At 35.6% G+C, this 23,948-nt stretch carries 19 protein-coding genes; 12 read left to right on the top strand and 7 right to left on the bottom strand.

Features of this window, described 5'->3' with window-relative positions:
* Positions 1-11: 11 nt before the first annotated feature.
* Positions 12-320, top strand: a complete 309-nt coding sequence (locus ACSVH7_RS06075; RefSeq protein ID WP_438065797.1) for a thioredoxin family protein — start codon at positions 12-14, stop codon at positions 318-320.
* 48 nt (positions 321-368) lie between these two features.
* Positions 369-626 (top strand): DUF6952 family protein, encoded by a 258-nt coding sequence (locus ACSVH7_RS06070; protein WP_438065796.1) that lies wholly within the window; start codon positions 369-371, stop codon positions 624-626.
* A gap of 78 nt (positions 627-704) precedes the next feature.
* Here the strand turns inward: ACSVH7_RS06070 and ACSVH7_RS06065 are convergent, their stop codons facing one another.
* Complete coding sequence (locus ACSVH7_RS06065; protein WP_438065795.1) at positions 705-1,262, bottom strand: DUF4494 domain-containing protein; 558 nt, start codon at positions 1,260-1,262, stop codon at positions 705-707.
* A 193-nt stretch (positions 1,263-1,455) separates the two neighbouring features.
* On the opposite strand from ACSVH7_RS06065, the gene ACSVH7_RS06060 reads away from it, so the two are divergent.
* Positions 1,456-2,013 (top strand): DUF6642 family protein, encoded by a 558-nt coding sequence (locus ACSVH7_RS06060; RefSeq protein WP_438065794.1) that lies wholly within the window; start codon positions 1,456-1,458, stop codon positions 2,011-2,013.
* Here the strand turns inward: ACSVH7_RS06060 and ACSVH7_RS06055 are convergent.
* Together ACSVH7_RS06055 and ACSVH7_RS06050 are read right to left on the bottom strand one after the other, a co-directional pair.
* Positions 1,997-2,533, bottom strand: a complete 537-nt coding sequence (locus ACSVH7_RS06055; RefSeq protein WP_438065793.1) for a DUF4442 domain-containing protein — start codon at positions 2,531-2,533, stop codon at positions 1,997-1,999. The genes ACSVH7_RS06060 and ACSVH7_RS06055 overlap by 17 nt on opposite strands.
* A gap of 1 nt (position 2,534) precedes the next feature.
* Complete coding sequence (locus ACSVH7_RS06050) at positions 2,535-3,485, bottom strand: NAD(P)H-dependent flavin oxidoreductase (RefSeq protein WP_438065792.1); 951 nt, start codon at positions 3,483-3,485, stop codon at positions 2,535-2,537.
* A 607-nt stretch (positions 3,486-4,092) separates the two neighbouring features.
* Here ACSVH7_RS06050 and ACSVH7_RS06045 point away from each other — a divergent pair.
* Together ACSVH7_RS06045 and ACSVH7_RS06040 are read left to right on the top strand one after the other, a co-directional pair.
* The gene (locus tag ACSVH7_RS06045) at positions 4,093-7,089 is read left to right on the top strand and encodes a SusC/RagA family TonB-linked outer membrane protein (protein ID WP_438065791.1); all 2,997 of its coding nucleotides are present in this window, start codon (positions 4,093-4,095) and stop codon (positions 7,087-7,089) included.
* Positions 7,090-7,101: 12 nt separating this feature from the next.
* Positions 7,102-8,478, top strand: a complete 1,377-nt coding sequence (locus ACSVH7_RS06040) for a RagB/SusD family nutrient uptake outer membrane protein (RefSeq protein WP_438065790.1) — start codon at positions 7,102-7,104, stop codon at positions 8,476-8,478.
* Positions 8,479-8,643: 165 nt separating this feature from the next.
* On the opposite strand, the gene ACSVH7_RS06035 is transcribed toward ACSVH7_RS06040, so the two are convergent.
* A complete protein-coding gene (locus ACSVH7_RS06035; RefSeq protein WP_438065789.1) occupies positions 8,644-9,600 on the bottom strand; it encodes an arginase in 957 nt (318 codons plus the stop codon).
* 8 nt (positions 9,601-9,608) lie between these two features.
* Positions 9,609-10,892 carry an ornithine--oxo-acid transaminase gene (gene rocD, locus ACSVH7_RS06030; RefSeq protein WP_438065788.1) on the bottom strand — a complete coding sequence of 428 codons (1,284 nt, stop codon included), beginning with the start codon at positions 10,890-10,892 and terminating at the stop codon, positions 9,609-9,611.
* Between the two features lie 243 nt (positions 10,893-11,135).
* Here rocD and ACSVH7_RS06025 point away from each other — a divergent pair, with 243 nt between their 5' ends.
* The 7 genes from ACSVH7_RS06025 to ACSVH7_RS05995 all read left to right on the top strand — a co-directional run bounded on the left by ACSVH7_RS06025 (position 11,136) and on the right by ACSVH7_RS05995 (position 21,690).
* The gene (locus ACSVH7_RS06025; protein WP_438065787.1) at positions 11,136-11,588 is read left to right on the top strand and encodes an Lrp/AsnC family transcriptional regulator; all 453 of its coding nucleotides are present in this window, start codon (positions 11,136-11,138) and stop codon (positions 11,586-11,588) included.
* Between the two features lie 10 nt (positions 11,589-11,598).
* On the top strand, positions 11,599-12,690 hold the full coding sequence (locus ACSVH7_RS06020; RefSeq protein WP_438065786.1) for a cyanophycinase: 1,092 nt from the start codon (positions 11,599-11,601) through the stop codon (positions 12,688-12,690).
* Positions 12,691-12,743: 53 nt separating this feature from the next.
* Positions 12,744-13,598: a cyanophycinase gene (locus tag ACSVH7_RS06015; protein WP_438065785.1), complete on the top strand. Its 855-nt coding sequence runs from the start codon at positions 12,744-12,746 to the stop codon at positions 13,596-13,598.
* Position 13,599: 1 nt separating this feature from the next.
* Positions 13,600-15,801, top strand: a complete 2,202-nt coding sequence (locus ACSVH7_RS06010) for a penicillin acylase family protein (protein WP_438065784.1) — start codon at positions 13,600-13,602, stop codon at positions 15,799-15,801.
* A gap of 183 nt (positions 15,802-15,984) precedes the next feature.
* The gene (locus tag ACSVH7_RS06005) at positions 15,985-16,758 is read left to right on the top strand and encodes a dienelactone hydrolase family protein (protein WP_438065783.1); all 774 of its coding nucleotides are present in this window, start codon (positions 15,985-15,987) and stop codon (positions 16,756-16,758) included.
* 411 nt (positions 16,759-17,169) lie between these two features.
* Complete coding sequence (locus ACSVH7_RS06000) at positions 17,170-18,183, top strand: M28 family metallopeptidase (protein WP_438065782.1); 1,014 nt, start codon at positions 17,170-17,172, stop codon at positions 18,181-18,183.
* Positions 18,184-18,423: 240 nt separating this feature from the next.
* Positions 18,424-21,690 (top strand): T9SS type B sorting domain-containing protein, encoded by a 3,267-nt coding sequence (locus tag ACSVH7_RS05995; RefSeq protein ID WP_438065781.1) that lies wholly within the window; start codon positions 18,424-18,426, stop codon positions 21,688-21,690.
* 397 nt (positions 21,691-22,087) lie between these two features.
* On the opposite strand, the gene xseB is transcribed toward ACSVH7_RS05995, so the two are convergent.
* Positions 22,088-22,285, bottom strand: a complete 198-nt coding sequence (gene xseB / locus ACSVH7_RS05990) for an exodeoxyribonuclease VII small subunit (protein ID WP_438065780.1) — start codon at positions 22,283-22,285, stop codon at positions 22,088-22,090.
* A 1-nt stretch (position 22,286) separates the two neighbouring features.
* Complete coding sequence (xseA, locus tag ACSVH7_RS05985) at positions 22,287-23,678, bottom strand: exodeoxyribonuclease VII large subunit (protein ID WP_438065779.1); 1,392 nt, start codon at positions 23,676-23,678, stop codon at positions 22,287-22,289.
* Positions 23,679-23,948: the final 270 nt, after the last annotated feature.

Genomic DNA, 23,948 nt, shown 5'->3' with positions numbered 1-23,948 from the left:
ATTAAAAAATTATGTTAATCGAATTAAATGAAGATACGCTAGCTACCTTGGTGGCTCAAAACGAAAAAGTAATCGTTCAATACTCAGCTTCTTGGTGTGGTAATTGTCGAATCATGAAGCCAAAATTTAAAAAAATGGCCACTGAAAATGAAAATATTGCCTTTGTTTTGGTCGATGCAGAAAATTCACCAGAATCTAGAAAATTAGCCAATGTGAGTAACTTACCTACTTTTGCCACATTTGTTGGTGGAAAATTAGTTAATGAAACACAGACCAACAAAGCAGAAGTTTTAGCGGATTTAGTAAAAGAAATCGCTTAAATTCTAATAAAAATATAATTATAGTTTAATCCTTATACATTTAAACGAATGAAACTCCCAGTTATCAAACATCTTACACAATTTATAGAAGAAAATGATCAAGATTATATCATTGAAACGATTGAGGTTTTAGAAGCACTTACGGAGGTTTCTTCCTTAAAGGATGAAGAGTTGGATGTCCTTGGTGAATTGATCTCAAATATGTATGGTGCATTAGAAGTACATAAAATGGTACAAACAGGTTCTGATAAGAAAGAAGCTTTGAATACCTTTATGAAAAGAGTTTTAGGGTCAATTGATAAATAATTGCAATGCCTTTAAAAGCAAAAAAGCCTGCAAATGAATTGAATTTGCAGGCTTTTTTGAGTACTTCATCAAGTAAATCTATTCCTCTACTTCGGCAAATTCAGCTTGTAAGGCTTCGGCTTCGTGAAGATCATTAGTGTATTTTGGCGCCGAAGATGCTTTTAAGGTATTGAAACGTTCCAAGGCTTCAGATTCTTCTTCTTCACCACTAAAATAAGGGAAAACATCCATAATAGGAGATTCAGAAATGGCCGGAATTGTGTATTCTCCCATGGTGTTCTTTAGGGCGATCGTGGTATTGTCAAATGCTTCTTTGACATCATTGGCTTGAACCAAAAGATACATATTCGATTTTCGCTCTTTGCCACTTTCTTCGTCATAGGCTAATAGAGAAACTTTTGATTTGAACCAACGGTCTGCATTTTCAAAAGGATGAATTTCAGCATAATTTCCCACTTTTATGTTGGTGATTTTGAATTCTTCACTGATGTAAGCCGCCATTTCTTCGTTGATTCTTTTTTCGGCTTCCGTATAAGATAAGGCGTCTACCAAATAAGGTTCGGTAGTAATCTTTTGTCCACCCGTTTCATCCGTTTTTCTATATTTTATTTTGCATTCGTACCAAATTGTGCTCATCTTACTTTTTTTTAGGGAGCCAAAGATAGCGCTATCCCAAAAGAAAATACGCAATTATAAAAATAGATATTCACAATTTCCAAAGTCCTTGATAAACAATTATTTTCGGTTCTATTGTAAGAAAGAGCATCAAAAAAAATAGTAATTAAGAAAAGAATATTAAGTTTGCAAACTTACTTTAGCACTTTTTTTCATGAATCGAGATAAATTTATTTTTTGTCTAGAAGGAGTTTTTGATGCAGACAAAGAGGAACAAACGGAGGTGTTGCGGCATCTAGAAAAAATGGTTTTTGATCAAAAATTAACGAGTATTTACAAAGCCTGTGACAGTATAGAAGGACTGGAGGAAAGTCTCACTGCTTTGCTGTATGACGATACTAATTTTAGTGCTTACGAAATCATTTATTTGGTGATGCCTGGTGAAGCTAATTCGATTTGTCTTAATGATTATTTGTATAGCTTAGAAGAAATAGCCGAACTATTCGAAGGTAAATTGAAAGGCAAAATTATTCATTTTGCCAATACTAAAATAGTTGATTTAGAAGAAGAGGAAGCGCAATACTTTTTGGATATTACAGGAGCTCGAGCTATTTCGGGCTATGGAGCTACTTCTTCCAAAAAAAGTTTTGGTTTAGATAAAGTTTTTTTTGAATTGTGTCAAAAAGAAGATGAGGTGACCGATGTGGTAGAAGCCTTATTTGAAAAACACTATGCGCTTTGTCAGCTATTGGATTTTAGACTTTATTATTAACTAATGCTGCTTTTTTATTGGCTAATTTTTGTTTGTAATATGCTTTGCTACTGATGTAAAGTGTTTTTTCTAATTCTGTGAACACGTTTTGATGCAGATCTGTGATTTTTAAATGTTTAACAAAATTCACTTCTTTTTCAAGGGTAACACGTTGTTGAATTTCTTTTATTTCTTCCGATGAAAAGTGAAATTCAGCATAAGCGGTGGTGTAAGCTGGTTTTTTAAATCGAATCACCGAAGCTTTGTCCCAAACGACATAATCTTTGCCCAGAATTTGCATCAATTGAATCATGTAAATAGGATCAGTTGCAGCAAATAAACTCCCTCCAAAGAGAGAGCCTACGTAATTTTTGTTTTTGTAGGTCAAAGGTATTTTTATTTTTACGGTGTGTAAATCTTTTGATACATGGATGATTTTACCACAACTTCTTTTGTACATAGGAGACCAATTGAACAGTACTTTAAATAAAGTGGCTTTTTCAAAATATTGGTTGAGTACTAAATATATTTTCTCGTACATATTAGCCTACTAAATTTTTGACTATTGACTGAAGCGGTAAAATAGCTTTAGTATTTTCAATGCTTGGCCCGGCAACCCACACGGTTTTGTAAGTAGCTTGAGTTGCTGCTTTTTCGGTAGCCTTCATGCCAATGTAAAAGCGAATCATTTTAACCCATTTTTTGAGACTTTTATTTTTATTCAATAGGGTCTCTAACGCGGTTTGTTTGGTGCCAATTTTTTGTACATAAGGTGTATTGATAACTGTACAAGGTGTGCCCGAAATTCGCTCTGTCATCACAATATCTTTCGCTCCGTAATCCACACAAGCTTGTTTGTATTCTTGTGAAACGCCTGCTTCTATAGAGGCTATGAATGGACTTCCAATAGAAACACCTATAGCTCCATATCCTAACATGGTGTCTAAATCGGCTTTGCATCCCACGCCTCCAGCAGAAATAACCGGAAGGCTTGTTTTTTCATTCAATAGTGTTGTTAAATCTTTGGGAGATAAATTGCCTCGGTGTCCTCCAGCTTGATTATTTACGGCTATGATTGCATCGGCTCCTAAACTAGCAACTTTTTGGGCAAATGTCAAATCAGTGACATCGCAAAAAACTTTGATGCCAACTTTATGTGCTTCTTTAATAGTTTCTTCCGGTGAACCTAAAGATGTAATGATGAAATCAACACCTTCTTCACACAAAACTCGTAATTGTTCTTTGTATTTTACATTAGATTTGTTAACAATCAAATTGTAGCCAAAACTTCCTCCACTTACTTTTGATTTTTTCAAAACGGCAATTGAAGCTCGTAAGTCTTCCAGATTGCGATAGTTTAAGGCTGGAATGCATCCTGCGATGCCACTTTTCATTGCTTCAATAACCATGTCGGTATTTGATACTAAAAACATTGGCGCCATAATCACAGGATAAGTGATTTGCAACAAAGACTGTAATGATTGTTTTTCCATTTTTTTAAATTTTACATTCAAAAATAGAAAAAGAAATTGATATATTATGCATGCATATAAAATAAATGAAATCGATTTCGTTTTTTTATTTGATTTACTGGGTGTACAATGAGAATTGGTGTCATACTTATTTTGATCGAAATCACTGGTAAATTTTTTTCTTCTAAAAAAAGAGTAGGATTGGCTAGCGGTGATGTTGTCGTTTTTATTTGCCAAGATTCTAAATATTTTATATCTAAAAAAAATGACTTAATCTATCTGTTTACTGTCAAAGAAACAATGTTTTTAAATAATTAATAAGATATATTTTTATAAAAATTTACTAATAAGGCACTAAATAATGCAATAATTGTTTGTAAACGAAATAAAATATTTAACAATTTAATTTAAAATTGTTGAATATTTTTATAATTACACAATTGAAATTAGTATTAAAGTCATATTAAACTTAAAATACGCCATAAAAAGATATTTTTTAACATTAAAATTAAACAATAAATAAATTATATTTAAAAATGGCCTAAAAAAAGTATTTTAATAAAAAAATCTTTTTTTGTTTAACATAATATTGTGATATTTGACGTCACTAATCCATAATAATAATAACATGAAAATTAATCTAAAGTATTTTTTGGGATTGCTGTTCGCCTTATTTGTGCAAATAGCGGTCGCTCAAGAAATTTCAGTTTCAGGAATTGTAACTGACCAGGCTGGAATTCCAATTCCAGGGGCCAACGTACTTGTAAAAAGTACAAAACGATCAACACAAACCGATTTTTCCGGTAGTTTCGGAATCAAAGCAGGAGCGGATGACGTTTTAGTGGTAAGTTTTGTAGGAATGTCTACTGTTGAAGTAAAAGCAAGTTCCTCCGTTACAGTACGATTAAAAGATGCTTCTAACTTACTAGAAAATGTAGTAGTTGTAGGTTATGGTACGCAATCAAAAGCGAAGATGACTGATGCAACTGTAGGTGTTAAAGCCAAAGATATTCAAAACGTACCTGTTTCGAATGTTCAAAGTGCTTTAGTTGGAAAATTAGCGGGTGTACAAATTACTCAAACTAATGGTAAGGTTGAAGGAGGTATTAACATCAGGGTTCGTGGTCAAGCAAGTATTAGTGCTGGTACGCAACCTTTATATGTTTTAGACGGAATGCCATTAATTAATCAAAATGAGTCTACTAATGGTGCACCATTAAATCCACTTTTGACTTTATCACCAAGTGAGATTGAGTCCATAGATGTATTAAAAGATGCTTCATCAGCTGCTATCTACGGATCTAGAGGAGCTAATGGGGTTGTTTTAATCACTACTAAAAAAGGTAAAGCGGGTAAAACTTCTTTTGCTGTGAATTTTTCTCAGGGTGTTAGTGAAGCAACCAATAAACTGAAATGGTTAAATGCTGATCAATACATTGAATTATTTACGGAATCGAGATTAAATGCTAATAGAAGTAATCCACAAAACCCTGGAAATAAGTTTGACCAATTAGCTGCAGGCACTGATTGGAGAAAAAGAGAAGTAGATACTGATTGGCAAGATTTAGCTTTCAGAACAGGTTTCACTACGGATGCAGATATCTCAGCTTCTGGTGGTAATGACAAAACTACTTATTTCCTTTCAGCTGCTTACCAAAAAAATGAAGGTATACTAGTAGCGAATGACTTACAAAAATTTAATTTTAGAAATAACATTTCAACAAAAATTTCAGATAAGTTTTTAGTAGGAATGAACTTGTCATTCTCACGCTCAAGCATACACCGAAATACTAATGATAACTCGTTTACTACACCATTACAAGCCGTAGCTCAAGCTCCAATTTCTCCTGCACGAAATGCAGATGGAACTGCTAACACTGCTACTCAGTATGTAAATTTCTTAGCTGCTTTAGATAATCAAAGCAATGAAACTATCATAAGAAGAGTTACTGGAAAATTCTTTGGTGAATTAAAATTAGCAAAAGGATTAAAATTCAATTCTGATGTTTTATATGATTTGTATTCTCAAACACAAGACAACTGGTATGGTGCTAATTATCCATTCATTGCAACTGATGGAGAAGTATTTGCTGCAGCTGTAAACAACGAATCTTATACTTTATCAAATTACTTTACTTACGATAAAACGTTTGGAGAATCACATAATTTAAATGTAGTAGCTGGTCACGAGTTTAATAGCTTTAATAGTCGCTATCAAGATGTTACCTCTATTTATTTCCCAAGCGACAACTTTCAAACAATCGATGGTGGAGCCGAAATAATCAATGGCTCTGGTAGTGAGACTGATTATGCTTTTGATTCTTTTTTTGCTAGAGCTTCTTACTCCTACAATAACAAGTATTTATTAAAAGCTAGTATCAGAAGAGATGGATCGTCTCGTTTCGGTGAAAACAAAAGATATGGTATCTTTCCTGCAGTTTCTGCTGGTTGGGTAATTTCAGAAGAAGATTTTTTAAAAGACAACAGTGTAATTTCTAATTTAAAGTTAAGAGCATCTTATGGAGAAACAGGAAATGCAGAAATCGGAAACTTCCAATCTAGATCCTTGTATTCCATGGCCGCATATGATACCAAAGCAGGTTTATTACCAACGCAACCAGGTAATAATGATTTAACATGGGAAAAATCAAAACAATTGGATTTAGGGATCGATTATGGCTTCTTAAACAATAGAATCACTGGAGAGATCGACTATTATAACAAAAGAACAGATGGTTTATTATTTAATGTTCCATTATCTATAAGTTCTGGAGCATCATCTATCGCCAGAAATATTGGTTTAGTTGAAAGTAAAGGATTTGAGTTTGTAATTAATGGTAAAATTATAGATAATAATGACTTCAATTGGACTACTTCCTTTAATCTAACTACTAATAATTCAAATGTATTGGAATTGCCAGATAACAATCAGGATATCATAGGTACATTTACTATCAACCGTGTAGGAGAAAATATCAACTCTTTTTATTTAGTTGAATATGCAGGTGTAGATCCAGCAAATGGTGATGCTTTATTTTATAAAAACACTAAAAATGCTGATGGATCTATTGACAGAACTAAAACAAATGATTATAGTGAAGCAGAAAGAACAGTAGCAGGAAATCCTTTCCCAACTTTGATGGCTGGTTTAACAAATACAATAAACTATAAAAATTTAGATTTCTCTTTTACTTTCCAAGGAGAATGGGGAGCTAGCATCTATAATTCAGCAGGTCTTTACCAATCAGCTAATGGTGATTTTTGGGATAACCAAACTGTAGACCAAATGAATCGTTGGCAAAAACCAGGTGATATCACCAATGTACCTCAAGCCAGATACGTAAAAGGCAATGGTACACAAGCCTCTACTAGATATTTAGATGGCGCAGATTTTATCCGTTTGAGAAATCTAACTATAGGCTATTCTTTACCAAAGAATATTATTGAAAAAGCAGGCTTAAGCAAAGTTAGAATTTACCTAACTGGCGTTAATGTTTTAACATTTACAAACTATAGAGGATACGACCCGGAAGCGAGAGCAGATCAAGGAAACAGAATTGGAGAAGAATTTTATTCTGCTCCCCCTGCAAGAACCTTTGCTATAGGTGCTAACTTTAATTTCTAAAAATACTTACAAATGAAAAATATAAAATTATATCTAACAGTTTTACTAACAGCTACTTTAATAAGTTGCGAAAGTGAATTAGAACTTAACCCAAAACAAAGTATAGATAGTAATTCGGCATTATCAAATGAAGCAGGAATAAAACAACTTCTAGTTGGTGCATATTCCAACTTAGCCAATGGCTCATTATATGGCGGACGTACTCAAATTATGGGTGATCTATTAGGTGTTAGTGATAATGAAGATTATGCCCATATCTATTGGTGGGGAACCTTTGCTGGTTTTGGCGACATCTATTATAAGACGATAATTAACGATAATTCTTTTGCAGAGGATTTATATCGTGAAAGTTATGATGTAATCAACACTACCAACATAGTGATTGAAAATGCTGATAAAATTAAAGATCTTAACAGTAGAAAAAATGCGATTGCTGAAGCGAAATTTATTCAGGCTTTAGTCTATTTTGATTTGGTACGATTCTTTGCTTTACCTTACGAAAATGGAAAAAACAATTCCCAATTAGGTGTTGTAATTCGTCCAAAAGCAATTTACAATTATCTAGGAACTGATCTGTCTGCAGAAAGAAATACAGTTGAAGAAGTATATACTTTAGTAGAAAATAATTTAAAATTAGCTATTACTGATTTACCTAGTACAAATGGAATTTTCGCAAATAAATATGCAGCTGAGGCTTTATTAGCTAGAGTGTATTTACAACAACAAAAATATCCAGAAGCTTTGGCTAGCGCAAACAATGTAATTAATAGTGATAATTATAATTTATCAGCAAATTTAATTGCAACATACAATCATGCAGCTGATCAACCAGAAGATGTTTTTTCAATTCAGATTACCAAACAAAATGGTGATAACCAAATAAATAACTCCTATGCATCTACTCAAAATGGTGGAAGAGGTGGTGATATTTCTATAGGTCCTGGTTACTTCGATTTATTTAATGATTCAAATGATAAAAGACAAGATTTTTATTATGAAAATGATTTTGGAGATGCTTTAACTTCAAAATATAAAGACCAATTTGCAAATGTAACTTTAATTCGATTAGCTGAATTGTTATTGATTAGAGCTGAAGCTAATATTAGATTAAATTCTGCAGTAGGAGATACACCAGCTAATGATATTAACAAAATCAGAAATCGTGCTGGAGCAGGTAACATAGCTACACCAACTTTAGCAGATGTTCTAATAGAAAGAAAACTAGAATTAGCTTTCGAAGGATTTTGGATTCATGATGCCAAAAGAAATAAAGAAGATATTATTGGTGAAGATCAGAACTATAAATACAATGATCCACGTTTAGTATTCCCAATTCCATTAAGAGAATTGAATACAAACAAAAAAATCACTCAAAATCCTGGGTATTAACCCACTCATGATGTAGCACAATTAAACCACTCCAACATTCGGAGTGGTTTTTTTTTGATTTACAACTCAATAAAAACCAACATTTACTTGGGCAAAAAAAAAAGACTTAAAATCAAAACGATCTTAAGTCTTTTCAACTAAATCAACATATATAAAAAAACCTACTTACTCAATGGGTAAAACTAAAGTTGAAGTTACTGACTCCAGCACCTGAAATGCCGTCTCTGCCATCTTATTTCCTTTAGTATCCAATAACGGATTCACCTCAACTACTTCTATACAAACTACTTTTTTGGTTTTAATGATTTGATCTATTATTGCAATTACTTCATATTGATCAAATCCTTTGGCTACTGGTGTTCCTGTCCCGTAAGAAATCAAGTCGCAATCCATTGAATCAACATCAAAGGATATATACAAAACTTCGCAATGAGACAACTTTACCAAAGCTTCTGCCACACAAGTCTCTAAGCCTCTATAACGTACTTCGTCTACTTTATAATTGCGAATAGACAGTCGTTCCATTTGTTGATCTTCTGCTTCTTCGGTATCGCGAACTCCAAAATATACTAAATTCTCTGGCTGAATTTTAGCCCCTTTGTACCCTATTTGTTTCATTTCTTCCCAATACTTTTGGGTATCAGGGTCTACAGCATTTGTTTTGGATTCTAAATTATCATTTGCCAATGCTGCCGCCAAAGGCATTCCGTGAATATTCCCAGAAGGTGACGTATAAGGCGAATGCAAATCAGCATGCGCATCAATCCAAATTACCCCAACATTTTGTTCTGGAAACGCGGATTTTATCCCACTAATCGTTCCCAAAGCTGACGAATGATCTCCAGATAAAACAATAGGAAAATAGTCGTTTACATTTTTTTGAACTGCATTACTGACACGCACACATTGTTCCACCACATGTTCAATTCGTTTAGCAACAGTACTTCTGTTTTTATCGTAAATCGATTCGTTGTGCGTCTTAACATCTTCAAAAGGAAACTGATTAAAATAATCACTTCCTTGATTGATAGCTGCAATTTCAATAGCATCTACTCCTAAATCAGAGCCGCGAGTTCCCGCTCCGATATCGGATCTATTTTTAATTAACTTAATTGGCTTCATACCACTTTCTAGATAAAGTCATTTAACGCTTTTTCAATAATCGCTAAACACTCTTGAATTTGCTCTTCAGTAATAACCAATGGCGGAGCAAAACGAATTTTGTTTCCGTGAGTAGGTTTGGCCAACAAACCATAATCTCTAAATCGTAAACAAATATCCCAAGCCAAATCAGAATCTTCGTCGCTATTAATCACTATTGCATTCAACAAACCTTTTCCTCTCACCAAAGTAATCAATGGATTTTTGGCAGCTATATCATTTAAACCTTGCCTTAGTATATTTCCTAAACGATCTGCATTCGCAGCCAAATTTTCATCTTTTATTACCTCCAAAGCTGCAATAGCCACAGCAGCTGCCACTGGATTTCCACCAAAAGTAGAACCGTGTTGTCCTGGTTTGATCACATTCATAATCTCATTATTGGCCAAAACTGCCGATACTGGATAAACGCCACCAGAAATGGCTTTTCCTAGAATAAGAATATCTGGTTGTACTTCAGGTGTTTTCTCACAACCTTTTTCACAAGAACAATTTCCGCAAGTAGCCAATAAACGGCCTGTACGAGCGATTCCAGTTTGTACCTCATCAGCAATAAAAAGAGCATTATGCGCTTCACAAAGTGCTTTAGCTTTAGCCAAATACCCTTCGGATGGAACATACACACCTGCTTCACCTTGGATAGGCTCCACTAAAAAACCAGCAATATTAGGTGACGATTGCAATGCTTTTTCTAAAGCATCGATATCATCATAAGGAATTCTGATAAAACCTTCGGTGAATGGACCAAAACTTTTACGGGCCCCTTCATCATTAGAAAAAGAGATAATAGTAGTCGTTCTTCCGTGGAAATTATTTTCGCAAACAATCACTTGTGCTTGATTTTCTGGAATACCTTTTACTTCATACGCCCATTTACGGCATAATTTTAAAGCGGTTTCTACTGCTTCAGCTCCTGTATTCATTGGTAATACTTTATCGAAGCCGAAGTAATCTGTAATGTATTCTTCGAAAACACCTAATTTATCATTGTGAAAAGCACGAGAAGTTAACGTCAACTTTTGTGCTTGTTCTATCATTGCACCAACAATCTTTGGGTGACAATGTCCTTGATTTACGGCTGAGTAAGCAGAAAGAAAATCAAAATATTTTTTACCATCTACATCCCAGACATAAACTCCTTCTCCACGTTCAAGGACTACGGGTAGTGGATGGTAATTATGAGCACCATATTGATCCTCTTTTTCTATCAAAATTTGAGATTTTGCAGAAAGTGATTGTTCTGATTGTATCATTACATAGGTCTTTTATAAATTTTAGAATCAAAAGTAATTAATTTATTTTAAAAAACAGATTTAAAAAGAAAATTTGACTCAAAATATAAATATTAAAAAAATTTATTTCGTTTTTTATAAAAAAATAGAGTCATTTTGTTATTTTTGAAATCGAATTTGTGCTTAAACTTTGAAATGAATTAAAAATAATTACTTTTATAAATAAAATAAAAAGTGATTTTAACTTTAAAACAGGCTTTAAAAATGGAAGTATTAGACGAATTTGACATTAACATCATTAAAGAATTAGAAAAAGATGGGCGAATGGCTTTCTCTGCAATAGCATCAAATCTTAAAATTTCTAACACTATGGTTCATCAAAGAATTAACAGATTGATAGAGCATGGTGTGCTTACGGGAATAAAACCAGTAATTAATGAAAAGAAAATAGGTTATGATTGGGGCGCTTTTACAGGGATTACTTTAAATAAAGATGCCGATTCAGCTAGAGTAATTGAGGAATTGAAAGGAATACCAGAAATAACGGAATGTTATTTTATTACGGGTTCTTACACGCTATATATCAAAATGATTGCCAAAGATCATGAGCATATGAGAAGATTATTGTACGAAAAAATAGATAATATCCCTGGTATTGCCAAAACCGATTCCATCATCGAGCTAGGTTGTGCCTTTAAACGCAATGTAACCTTATAAATAACTAAATATGTTTTCTGATTTTCTAACCAAACCAACCAAAAATGGCATTTTACTAACTTCTTCTTTTCTTTTATCATTCAGTTTACTGGCTTGTAGTGGTGATGCTAACGAATCCGAGAAACCAACTCCAACCCTCGAATATACTGCTATCCCTTCGTCAATAGGAATCGTGGGAGACCCGAAAGATGTTACAGTAACAACTAGTGCTGGAACTGTTTTAATGGGAGGTGCTACTGATGTAGACAGTGCAATGAAATGGATGATCAACAAAAGCATCGGAGGAGATGTAGTAATCATTAGAGCATCAGGGGCAACAGGTTACAATCAATACTTATACGATTTAGTACAAGTAAATGGTATCCGACAAGTAAATTCTGTAGAAACCTTACTTATAAACAGTGCCGAACTTGCCAACAATCCAAAAGTAGGGGAACGCATCAAAGAGGCTGAAATGCTATTTATTGCTGGCGGAGACCAAGCCAATTATATTCGCTTTTGGAGAAATACTCCCGTAGAAGAGGCACTGAATTACCTAATTAATATAAAAAAAGTACCCGTTGGAGGAACCAGTGCAGGTTGTGCTATTCTTGGTGAAGCGGTCTTCACCGCCGAAAACAATACCATAACTTCCGAGGAAGCGCTCGTAAATCCTTTCAATTCAAAAATTACTTTAGCAAAAAGCGATTTCATCAACAATCCTTTTCTTAAAAATACTATTACCGACACCCATTACAATAATCCTAACAGAAAAGGAAGACACATCACTTTTCTAGCTCGCTTAGCCACTGATTTTAACTGGCAAGAACCCAAGGGAATCGGTGTAGAAGAAGAAACTGCGGTGTGTATTGACGAAAATGGAAAAGCAGTAGTTTACGGAACTGGAACTGCTTATTTCTTGAAAGGCAGTAGTGAAAAACCTGAAAAATGTAGTCCAAACAATAAACTCAATTGGGTAAACAATAAAAAAGCCATTCAAGCCTACTTAATAACAGGTAAAGAAACTGGAAATGGTTCTTTTGATTTGACCAATTGGACCACTTTTTCTGGAGGAACTTCGAAAAATATGTATGTTACTGATGGTGTTCTTTCTATAGAATAAATCAGATAACATAATCTCATCTGAATACGTTTTCACTATTAATACCATTTATTATGCAATTGCCAAAAGTAAGATTATCACAACTTTTCATTACAATTCTTTTACTATCAACCACTATAGTTGAAGCTCAAAAAAACAAAGGAAGATTATTCATCATTGGTGGCGGAAAACGCTCCGACTTATTGATGAATCAGATGCTAAAAGTAGCTGACTTAAAAACCAAAGATTTTATTGTGGTGCTTCCGATGTCGAGTGAAGAACCTGATAGTGCTTATATTTATTTCAAAAAACAGTTAAGTAAACTTACACCTCACCCTATCGTGATGCTCAATTTTGACAAAACCACCAGTCAAAATAAAGTTCTTGCGGATTCGTTGCAAAAAGCCAAACTCATATTCATCAGCGGTGGAGATCAGACCCGATTTATGGGAGTCGTTCGTGGTACTCCGATTTATAATGCCATTCACAAAGCCCATCAAAACGGGAGCACTATTGCAGGAACTAGCGCAGGTGCAGCGGTTATGTGTGAAAATATGATTACGGGGAACCAAAAATTAGAAACCAAATACACTGAAACTTTTGATAATATCCGTTATGACAACCTAGAAATCAACTCAGGTTTGGGCTTAGTAAAAAACGTAATTATTGACCAGCATTTTCTAAAAAGAAGTCGTTACAATCGCTTACTGACAGGCTTAGTAGATTTTCCTAATCATATTGGAATCGGAATTGACGAAAGTACCGCCATCGTTGTGAGAGACAAAACTGTCGAAGTAGTTGGCGAAAGCGAAGTCATCGTGGTTAAAAATCCTAAAGAAATCAAGAAAGCACCCAAAAATCATCTCGTTAGTATCAAATCTTTAGAAATGAGCGTTTTGATTGAAGGTCAAAAATTTAATATCCAATAAAATGAAGACACAACACTATTGGGCAATTGTTTGGATGCTGCTATTGAGTCCACTGACATCAATTTGGGCACAACAAGTAACTGCTTCGGAAGTAAAACGAATGGAGCGACAAGCCAAACAAGTCAACATCATCAGAGACAATTGGGGCATTGCTCACGTCTACGGAAAGACTGATGCTGATGCGGTTTTTGGTATGTTGTATGCGCAATGCGAAGACGACTTTAAACGTGTCGAAATGAACTATATCGATAAGTTAGGACGTTTGGCCGAAGTAAAAGGCGAAGGCGTTTTGTACAATGATTTAGAAACCCGTTTGCTCATAGACGCCGAAGAAGCCAAAGCCGATTACAAAAAAGCGGCACCTTGGCTCAAAAAACTAATGAACAGTTATGCCGATGCTATCAACTATTACTTGTACAAACATCCTGAAGTAAAACCATTATTGCTGACTCGTTTTGAACCTTGGTTTCCTTTGCTTTGGACCGACGGCAGTATTGGCGCGATTAGCACCGCCGATTTAACAACTGGTGAATTGAAAGCTTTTTACTCTGGTAACAATGACAAAGTAGCTTATGTAGAACGAGACGTGAATGTACAAACGGGGTCGAATGGATTTGCCATTGCGCCTTCAAAATCAATTTCGGGAAATGCACTTTTGTACATCAATCCACACACTACTTTTTATTTCAGACCCGAAATCCAGATCAGTAGTCAAGAAGGATTAAATGCCTACGGAGCCGTGACTTGGGGACAAATTTTTATTTACCAAGGATTTAATGAAAACTGTGGTTGGATGCATACGTCTTCTAATGTAGACGTAGCCGATATGTATGCAGAAAAAATAGTCGAGCAAAAAGGGAAACTTTTTTATGAATACGATGGTAAATTATTACCTGTAAAAGAAAAAAATATCGTTCTAAAGTATTTGGATAAAGGACAAATGACTTCCAAAACCATCAAGACGTATTTTACGATTCACGGTCCGATTATGGCTAAACGAGACGGAAAATGGATTAGTTTGAAATCCAAAAACCGCAATATGGAAAGTTTGGTACAAAGTTGGGTTAGAACCAAATCAAAGGATTTCAAGGACTACCAAAAAGCGATGGATTTAAAAGCCAACACCTCCAACAATACTGTGTATGCCGACAACAAAGGAAACATTGCCTATTGGCACGGGAACTTTATTCCGATGCGCGACAAAAGCCTCAATTGGGCCAAAGTAGTCGATGGCACTACCTCCAAAACCCAATGGAAAGGTTTGCATCCTGTATCTGAAACCGTGCATTTGTACAATCCAAGTAATGGTTGGTTACAAAATTGCAACTCCACGCCCTATTCTGTAGCAGGTAACAACAGCCCAAAAGAATCCAACTATTTGCCATATATGGCGCCTGATGGAGAAAACTTTAGAGGAGTTAATGCCGTTCGTATATTCAGTCAAGACAAAAAATACACCTTAGATAACTTGATTACGGATGGTTACGACACCAAATTATCAGCTTTTGAAGTGTTACTTCCTGCTTTGATTGCTAATTTTCAAAAAGATGCTCAAGCTCAAGAACCCAAATTCAAAGATTTGGAAGCTCCAATTCAAGTGTTGAAAAATTGGAATTATTATTCGAATGTAAATTCTGTGGCGACTACCTTGGCCAATGAATGGGCGTTCAAATTGAATCCAATTTTGCAAAAAGTCTACATCGACGAAGGTGAAAAAGACCAAGTAGAAAACATGACCGACTTTGCCAAAACAGCTGGCATTGATGCTATGTTACCGCAATTAAGAGAAGTTGTTCAGGAATTGCAAGCCAAATTTGGAAAATGGGAAATTCCGTGGGGCGACATCAACCGTTTTCAACGTCCTTCTGGAGACATAGATTTAACCTATGACGACAACCAAGAAAGTTTAGCAATGGGAACCGCATCGGTATTGTGGGGAAGTTTGCCTGCTTTCAAAAGTTCGTATCAAAACAACAGCAAAAAACGCTATGGTTACAACGGCAACAGCTTTATTTGTGCGGTTGAATTTGGTCCAAAAATAAAAGCCAAGTCTTTATTGGCTGGAGGAAATTCGGGAGACCCCAACTCGAAACACTTTTTTGACCAAGCCAAAATGTATCAAAATGCCCAATTCAAAGACGTTTTATTCTACAAAGAAGATGTGCAAAAAAATGCTGAGAAAACCTATCATCCTGGTGAGTAATCTCAATCTATAATTTAAATGCCCTCGTAAATTTTTCACGAGGGTATTTTTTTTGAGTAATATTACTGATATTTGTTAAAAACTAACCCTATGAAATCGTCATTAACAAAAGTTTGTTGCAAACAAACACCAATAAGAAAAAGCGATTCCATATATGACCGCTAACAAATAACTTTTACATATATGAGAAATATAACTGTCCTATTCGTGACGCTACTATTTTGTAGTCTATCAAGTAATGCTCAACTAAAAGCCATTTCCTATCAAGATGGCAATCAAAAACTAAACGGCTTTGCGATTCAACCCAAGAAAAAAAGCAGCCAAAAACCAGGAATTCTGATTCTTCCCGCGTGGAAAGGTATCGATGACCATTCCAAACAAACCGCAATCGAATTGTCAAATCTAGGGTATCACGCCTTTATTGCTGATATTTATGGCGAAGGAAACTACCCAAAAGACAATGCCGAAGCTGGAAAAAATGCCGGTTATTACAAAAAGAACACCGATTTGTATCAAAAAAGAATTAGCCTAGCCTTGGCACAACTCATTCAATCAGGCGCTAATGCTGATAATATTGCCGTTATTGGTTTTTGCTTCGGAGGAACAGGTGCTTTAGAAGCCGCACGAGGCACTATGAACATCAAAGGAGTGGTATCCTTTCACGGCGGTTTAGGCAAAGATGCGACCCGTGCCACTACTCCAATTCAAGCAAAAGTTTTGGCTTGTCACGGTGCTGATGATCCTTTTGTATCCAAAGAAGAAATTGCAGCCTTTCAACAAGAAATGCGCGATACCAAAGCCGATTGGGAAATGATTTATTATGCCAATGCAGTGCACTCCTTTACCGATCCAAACGCAGGAAACGACAACTCCAAAGGAGCCGCTTACAATGAAAAAGCAGCAAAACGTTCCTTCGAACACATGCAACTTTTCTTAAACGAAATTTTAAAAAAATAAAAAAAATAACCGCAAATTCGCAAATTGAAACTATACCAACGAAAAAATAATTTGCGAATCTGCGGTTAATTAAATTAATGCATTAGTGGCCATACTAACCCACTCACTACTTCTCATAAAATAATTTGCTAATTTGCGGTAAATAAAACACCCGCAACGATAAAAAAATTAGTGCATTCGTGGCCATGCTAACCCACTGCATCATCTAAAATAATTTGCAAATTTGCGGTAAATAAAACCAGCAACGATTATCAAAAATAAATTAGTGCATTCGTGGCCATAATAACCACAACACATAAAAAAATAACTTGTGAATTTGCGGTAAATTAAATTAGTGCATTCGTGGCCATGCTAACCCACTGCATCATCTAAAATAATTTACAAATTTGCGGTAAATAAAATCCTTAAAAAATGATTCAAAAAGCATTCGTATGTGCTGTACTTGTTAGCCTTTCCTGCACGGCACAAAACAAAACCAAAACAGCACCCATACAAAAATACCTGGCTACCATTACCCAAACCGATCTAAAAAAACACCTGACTATCGTAGCTTCTGACGAAATGGAAGGACGCGACACAGGAACCGAAGGCCAAAAAAAAGCCGGTCGCTATCTCATCGAACAATACAAAATAAATGGCATTTCGTTTCCCGATGGTGCCTCCGACTATTACCAAAAAGTACCCGCCGAGTTCATGAAATCCAATTATGGCCCCAAACTCAACGACTCCGAGAATATTTGGGCCTTCATCAAAGGAACTGAAAAACCGAACGAAATCTTGGTCATTTCTGCCCATTACGACCATGTAGGGGTTACAAATGGTGATGTCTACAACGGCGCCGACGACGATGGTTCAGGAACCGTAGCACTTTTAGAAATCGCGCAAGCCTTTCAACTGGCAAAAAAACAAGGTCACGGGCCAAAACGTTCCATTTTAATTTTGCATGTAACAGGCGAAGAACACGGCTTGCACGGTTCTCGTTTTTATGCTAAAAATCCATTATTTCCCTTAAAAAATACCATCGCCGACATCAATATTGACATGATTGGACGTCGCGATTTTGACCATCCCAAAACCAATAATTATGTATATGTCATTGGTGCCGATAGATTGTCGAGTCAACTGCACGACATCACTGTGGCGGCCAACGAAAAATACACCCAATTGGATTTGGATTTCAAATACAACGACAAAAAGGATCCCAATCATTTTTATGAGCGTTCCGACCATTACAACTTCGCCAAAAATGGCATCCCATCGGTGTTTTTGTTCAATGGCGTACACGAAGACTACCATAAAAAAACCGATGAAGTCAGCAAAATCGAGTTTGATGCCCTAGCCAAAAGAACCCAATTGGCCTTTGCTATGGCTTGGGAATTGGCCAATAGACCCGAACGTCCCGTAGTAGACAAACCTTTACAATAGTTGCCTTCTAAGGAGCAGGGAAAATAGGCTTTTTGGCCAGCATAGGTCCCGCCATCCGCTATATCTTTGCTTTTCTAAAGAAGAAAAGCAAAGGATGCCGCTGCTGTCGGGGCTAAAAGGAAACATTTTTGTTGATTTGTAAGAAAAAGTTATATTTTTGAACAATCATCAAGAAAGTCTACTACGTTCGGTGTGTATAGACTAAAATTGACAATCACTTGTATAACAACATCAGCAAGAATGACAAGTACTCAAAAAAAAATAGTTAAAATCATAGCGCTCTTGCTACTGGCCTTTACTTTTCAATTTTCAAAAGCCCAAATAACCCTTACCAATAATGTTGGGACCACATTAATTAAGACGGATATGTATTCTTGTCTTGAAGAAGAAACTTGGGGTAAAGTTTTTAAATTATCTGATTTTGGCATTGCTCCCAATGAACAATTTGTTATCAAATCAGGCCAGATAGGAATTGCTCAATCAGATATCGGTTCACAATTATATTTTTCAGTATACATTGTTGATGAAAGATTTCCTGCCATATATAATTCCAACTGGGATAAGCCTATATTAGGGTCAACGGGCGGTAAAGCTACCAAAGCCATAAATGGAAATCCAGAAATAATGCATTTCGATTTTGAGCAACCGATCATTGTTCCCGCAGGTGTTCAAAAAATTTTGGTAGTAGTCGATAAAACAAGAGATTATAATACAATTGCTAAAGTTTTTGTAGCTGGCACAACAGAGGACAAAGGAGTGTCATGGTATAAAGGTTGTAATGATAACCAACGTTTAGTGCCAACGACAGATTTAAATATACCTGTACCCAATGCGAATTTTTATATAACTGTAAAAGGGGATGTTTTTAATTCAAAAAGTCAGGGATCTGTTACCCGATTATCTCACAATGTATGCGACGATTTGGTAAAAACAGATATGTATGCTTGTTCTCAGCAAAATTTTTATTGGGCTAGAGATTTTGACTTAAAAGATTTTGGCATATCACCCAAAGAAGAATTCACAATTACTTCTGGGCAGGTTGCTGTAAATGGAACTGCATGGGGAGCTAATGCCAAATTTAATATTTACAAAATCGACGCTAATTTTCCAACATCTTTTTCTGAAACTAATCTAATTGGAAGTAGTCAAGTTGTTGACCTTCCTCGAGTTATCGGTAGGGACTCTCAGATTATGCAAATGGACTTTTCAACACCTATAAAAATACCTGCTGGTATTGAAAAAATATTAGTTGAAGTAGAAGTTGGAGGTGGATCATTAGGTGTTTTCATAGCTGGATCTACACAAGACAATGGCATTTCTTGGTTTAAAGGTTGTAATCGCTCACCTAATATTGGATACAATCAATATTTCTCTACAGTCGATGATGGAATTACAAACGCCAATTTCTACATCAATGTAACTGGCAATGTGAAAAATGTTTCGAATCATTTCGAAATGAATTTCACCAATATCTGCTCTGAATTTTTAAAAGAATTTAGTATTGATGATGCGTCAAAAGTGGCGTCAATTGTCTGGAATTTTGGGGATCCGGCTTCAGGAGTAAATAATACATCTACAGATTTATCTCCTTTTCACGATTTTTCAATAGATGGAAAATTCACAATTACCGCCACGGTTACTTCAAAAGAGGGTACAGTAGAGGTAGTATCCGAAATAATCGATGTGAAAGAACCACCAAAAGCGTACGGTATCAATACTATTTATGCTTGCGAAAGTGAGGTTAACACCGGCATTTCAAAATCTTTTGATGTTTCTTCGGTAACACAACAGGTTTTAAGTGGGCAAATAGATAAAGTCGTAACCTTCATTGATGGAAAGGGCAATAAATATGCTTCGTTGCCAAGTCCGTTTACCAATACTGTTAAGGACAAAGAGACAATAACTGTACGAGTAAGTCATAAAGATAATCTTTGCTGCTACTCAGAAATAACTTTCGATTTAATTGTGAATCCCTTGCCTCAAATACCAGCTGTGGCTGACCTAATTGTTTGTGATAACGATACAGATGGTTTTGGAGAATTTGATTTACAGCCCGTAGCAACTTTAATTATTGGAAGTGCTACAGATATAAAAGTAGCATTCTATCATGAAAACGGACAGAAAATTGAGACACCATTCAATGCCATTTCTAATTTAGTTACAAATAAGGAAAAAATCACGGTAAAGACTTTAAACACAAACACCAATTGTTATAGTGAATCAAGTTTTAACTTAATTGTAAGTGCTTTACCAAAAGCAAACCCTTTGCAAGAAATAATTGGTTGTGATGATAATAATGATGGAATCTCTGAATATTTTGATACTTCAACTGTAGCATCCAAGGTGGTAGGAAATCAAATAGGAATGGAGGTGAGTTACTATGATATTTATGGAAATCTACTTCCAAATCCTTTACCCAATCCATTTACAAACACGGTCGCAAACAAGGAAATGATCACGGTAAGAGTTACAAATCCTCAAACAAAGTGTTATGCTGAAACAACTTTAAATCTAGTAACTTCAGCGAAACCGCTCATAAATCAGCCAAAAACAGTGTACGCTTGCGATCAGGGGAACGGGTTTTCTTATTTTGATACCTCGACTATTGAAAGTCAATTGTTAGCAAATAAGTCAGGGTACCGCATTGTTTATACTGACGAAAACGGAAACAAATTACCAAGTCCATTACCACTGCAATTTAAAAACACGACTGCGTGGTCTCAAACCATTAGTATTAGCGTTGAGAACCAAGCTAATCCTTTATGTTTTTCTGAAACGACTTGTAAATTAGTCGTCAATAAGTTGCCTGAAATTAGGTTAGAAAAAGAATACTTTTTGTGTGATTTAGAGCCCTCTTTAAAAATTGCAACTGATTTGGCTTTTGATTCTTGGAAATGGACCTATGAAGATAATGCTGTAATCTCTAATTCCTTTGAAGCAACGTTAGTCAATGCAGGAAAATATACGCTCAGCGTTTCTAAAATAAATAATGGAATAGCTTGTGAAAGCTCCTTCTCTTTTGTTTTAGTGCGCTCCACTTTGCCTAAAATTGTCGATGTCAAAATTCAAGATGTTTCAGATAACAATTTTATTGCAATCAAAACCTCAGGTGATGGAGATTTTGAATATACTATTGACGGCGTTAATTTTCAAAGTAACAATACTTTTAACAACATTCCAGGAGGAATTTATGTGATTCAAGTCAGAGATAAAAAAGGCTGTGGCTTTGATCAAAGAGAAATTGTACTGGTAGATTATCCTAAGTTTTTTACGCCTAATAATGATGGATATCATGATTATTGGCACCTACAAGGGATTGAAAAATTTCCTGAATCGGTGACTACTATTTATGATCGTTATGGGAAATTCCTGAAGAGGTTAACGATTAAAGATGTAGGATGGGACGGAACTTTAAATGGAGAAGCAGTATTGGCCTCAGATTATTGGTTCACCGTTATCCTAGGAAATGGCAGGAATTTTAAAGGTCATTTTTCATTGAAAAGATAAAACGATTAGTGTTAGTCCGATACTGGGGATGGTACATTCTTGCCATCGGGTCGTTTTCTAGGGCCTATTTCATACACTATCTATACCTTTGATTGGGCTTTGACGTACGTTTCTCCAGAAGTACGTATTAGAAATCTACTTCCACTGAATTACTTCCCCATTTTTTTATTTTTTATATGAATTTACTGAGGTATCGGTTTCTGTGGTGGTTGCCCGTTAATGGTGGTCAGGGGCGGGCGGCGGAATGTGATTGTCTGGTTTTGGATTGTTTGGAATGGAAGCAGATTTTTAAAGTGATTGGTGAATAGTCTTTAGTGCTTTGGCTCTTGAAGAGTAGTGGCTTTATTATAAATGGATGAAGCAAACGAGGGGACAGCTCGCGAGCTGTCCGTACGGCTTAATTCTCGAGTTCTTTTAAGATGGTATTTACATCTTCTTCGGTGGTGGTTAATTTTAATTTGCAGTGTTTGATTAATAGTGTGGCTCTTTTTACTTTTTCCGATAACTCGTCTACGGAGATTTCTCCTTGCTCAATTTCGGCAACAATTGTTTTTAATTCTTCAAAAGCTTCAGTGTAATTGATTTTTTCTTCCATTTTATTTTGCTTTTTTGGTGATGATACTTTCAAGGGTACCCTTAAATAACACAGTTTTTATGGTGGTGCCTTCCTCCACTTCTGTGAAGTCTTTGACCGATTTACCTTTGGCATAGGTAATGCTAAATCCTCTTTTTAAGACATTGATGGGATCCATGATTTGGATGTTTTTCTCTATGTTTTGCAATGCTAATGCTGCCGTTTTGAGCCTCACTAGCGGTTGTGTCTGTATTTTTTCTTGCCATTGTGTAAGTGCTGCTTTCCATTGATTCCTATTGAATTTTGTGGCGATATGGATTTTGGATTGCAACACATTGACTTGGTCACGATTGCTTTTTACCATAAAGTTGGCTTGTTGTTGTATGGCATAACTGGCATTTTTAATATGGTTTTCATGGGTATTAATCATGCTAGATGTTGTCGTGCGAAATAGTTTCCATTCTGATTCCAATCTTGCATATTCTTCACTTACTAATCGTTTGGATTTATCCGCTATTTTCTCTTTCGCTTTTTGAAGGGGTACGGAAAGATTATGGAATTTTTGAATTAGAAATTCAGAAAGTTTTGTGGGTGTAATGGCATTGGTATGTGCAATCATTTCGCAAACGGTTTCATTCGTTACATGTCCAATTCCAGTAATGACGGGGATTGGAAATAAGGCTATGGCTTTGGCTAGCTCATAGTTGTTGTAACAAGACAAACCTACATCACCACCGCCGCCTCGTATTATGGCCACGGCATCAAAATGATGCACGACTTTTTGGATGCGATTTAATTGGGCTATAATTCCCGTAACTGCTTTTTCCCCTTGCAGTATAGAAGGGAACAGGAGAAAAAAGAATTTGTACTGCCATGGATTTTTTTCAATCACGTCCATGAAATCGCCATATCCTTTGCTAGTTTCCACAGAAATAATGGCAATTCGTTGGGGTAATAAGGGAAAGAGTTTTTTTTTATTTTGATCATAAATACCTTCCGACTGCAGTTTTCTTATGGTTTCTCGCTTTTCGTTTTCCAGATCTCCTAAGGTATATTGCGGGTCAATTTCAAGTATTTGAAGGGACAAGCCAAAAGCGGGATCAAAGGCTATTTTTGCTAAGAATAAAATCTTAATGCCCTCTTTTAGTGGTTCTTTTAAAATTCGAATAAAGTTGCGATTGCTATTTTGATACTCTTCCCGCCATAAAGTGGCTTTAATTTGTGCAATCACTTTGCCGTCAATTTTTTCAACTAACTCAGGATAACAGTGTCCCGAATGGCTGTAATAATTGAGTTTGTTCATTTCAGCCTTAATCCAGTAGGTATTGGAATATCTTTTTTCCAACGTTTTTTTTATACTGTTGGTGACCTCTAAGAGTGAAAATATGGTTTTAGTATTGCTAATTTCAGGCATCTTTTGGTGTGTTGCATCCTATGTTACAGGTGTTGTTTCCTTTATTTCAAAGATACAGTACTTTTTTTATTGTTTTTAGAATTTATTAAAAGAGAGGTAGGGCATATTGGAGAGGATTGTAAGTATCGTTGGTTGCTGCTAACAGGTTGCGACCAATCCGCACTTGAAATTTGAGCTGACACCGGGGCAATGATTACTGATCAAACGCTCTGATTGCTGCTTCTAAAAAAGAAAAGAATGCCTGTTATACAGCTCTTAGTTCTTTTGTCT

Origin of the sequence: Flavobacterium sp. TSSA_36 (genome assembly GCF_051547165.1) — a bacterium.
Taxonomy (GTDB): domain Bacteria; phylum Bacteroidota; class Bacteroidia; order Flavobacteriales; family Flavobacteriaceae; genus Flavobacterium.
The sequence above is the reverse complement of the archived record's forward strand: the minus strand, read 5'-3'. Positions and strand labels throughout refer to the sequence as shown.

Bases quoted from the DNA above. Each gene is read 5' to 3' on its own strand.
- ACSVH7_RS06075 (WP_438065797.1), top strand. From the start codon at position 12: ATGTTAATCGAATTAAATGAAGATACGCTAGCTACCTTGGTGGCTCAA.
- ACSVH7_RS06070 (WP_438065796.1), top strand. From the start codon at position 369: ATGAAACTCCCAGTTATCAAACATCTTACACAATTTATAGAAGAAAAT.
- ACSVH7_RS06065 (WP_438065795.1), bottom strand. From the start codon at position 1,262: ATGAGCACAATTTGGTACGAATGCAAAATAAAATATAGAAAAACGGAT.
- ACSVH7_RS06060 (WP_438065794.1), top strand. From the start codon at position 1,456: ATGAATCGAGATAAATTTATTTTTTGTCTAGAAGGAGTTTTTGATGCA.
- ACSVH7_RS06055 (WP_438065793.1), bottom strand. From the start codon at position 2,533: ATGTACGAGAAAATATATTTAGTACTCAACCAATATTTTGAAAAAGCC.
- ACSVH7_RS06050 (WP_438065792.1), bottom strand. From the start codon at position 3,485: ATGGAAAAACAATCATTACAGTCTTTGTTGCAAATCACTTATCCTGTG.
- ACSVH7_RS06045 (WP_438065791.1), top strand. From the start codon at position 4,093: ATGAAAATTAATCTAAAGTATTTTTTGGGATTGCTGTTCGCCTTATTT.
- ACSVH7_RS06040 (WP_438065790.1), top strand. From the start codon at position 7,102: ATGAAAAATATAAAATTATATCTAACAGTTTTACTAACAGCTACTTTA.
- ACSVH7_RS06035 (WP_438065789.1), bottom strand. From the start codon at position 9,600: ATGAAGCCAATTAAGTTAATTAAAAATAGATCCGATATCGGAGCGGGA.
- rocD (WP_438065788.1), bottom strand. From the start codon at position 10,892: ATGATACAATCAGAACAATCACTTTCTGCAAAATCTCAAATTTTGATA.
- ACSVH7_RS06025 (WP_438065787.1), top strand. From the start codon at position 11,136: ATGGAAGTATTAGACGAATTTGACATTAACATCATTAAAGAATTAGAA.
- ACSVH7_RS06020 (WP_438065786.1), top strand. From the start codon at position 11,599: ATGTTTTCTGATTTTCTAACCAAACCAACCAAAAATGGCATTTTACTA.
- ACSVH7_RS06015 (WP_438065785.1), top strand. From the start codon at position 12,744: ATGCAATTGCCAAAAGTAAGATTATCACAACTTTTCATTACAATTCTT.
- ACSVH7_RS06010 (WP_438065784.1), top strand. From the start codon at position 13,600: ATGAAGACACAACACTATTGGGCAATTGTTTGGATGCTGCTATTGAGT.
- ACSVH7_RS06005 (WP_438065783.1), top strand. From the start codon at position 15,985: ATGAGAAATATAACTGTCCTATTCGTGACGCTACTATTTTGTAGTCTA.
- ACSVH7_RS06000 (WP_438065782.1), top strand. From the start codon at position 17,170: ATGATTCAAAAAGCATTCGTATGTGCTGTACTTGTTAGCCTTTCCTGC.
- ACSVH7_RS05995 (WP_438065781.1), top strand. From the start codon at position 18,424: ATGACAAGTACTCAAAAAAAAATAGTTAAAATCATAGCGCTCTTGCTA.
- xseB (WP_438065780.1), bottom strand. From the start codon at position 22,285: ATGGAAGAAAAAATCAATTACACTGAAGCTTTTGAAGAATTAAAAACA.
- xseA (WP_438065779.1), bottom strand. From the start codon at position 23,678: ATGCCTGAAATTAGCAATACTAAAACCATATTTTCACTCTTAGAGGTC.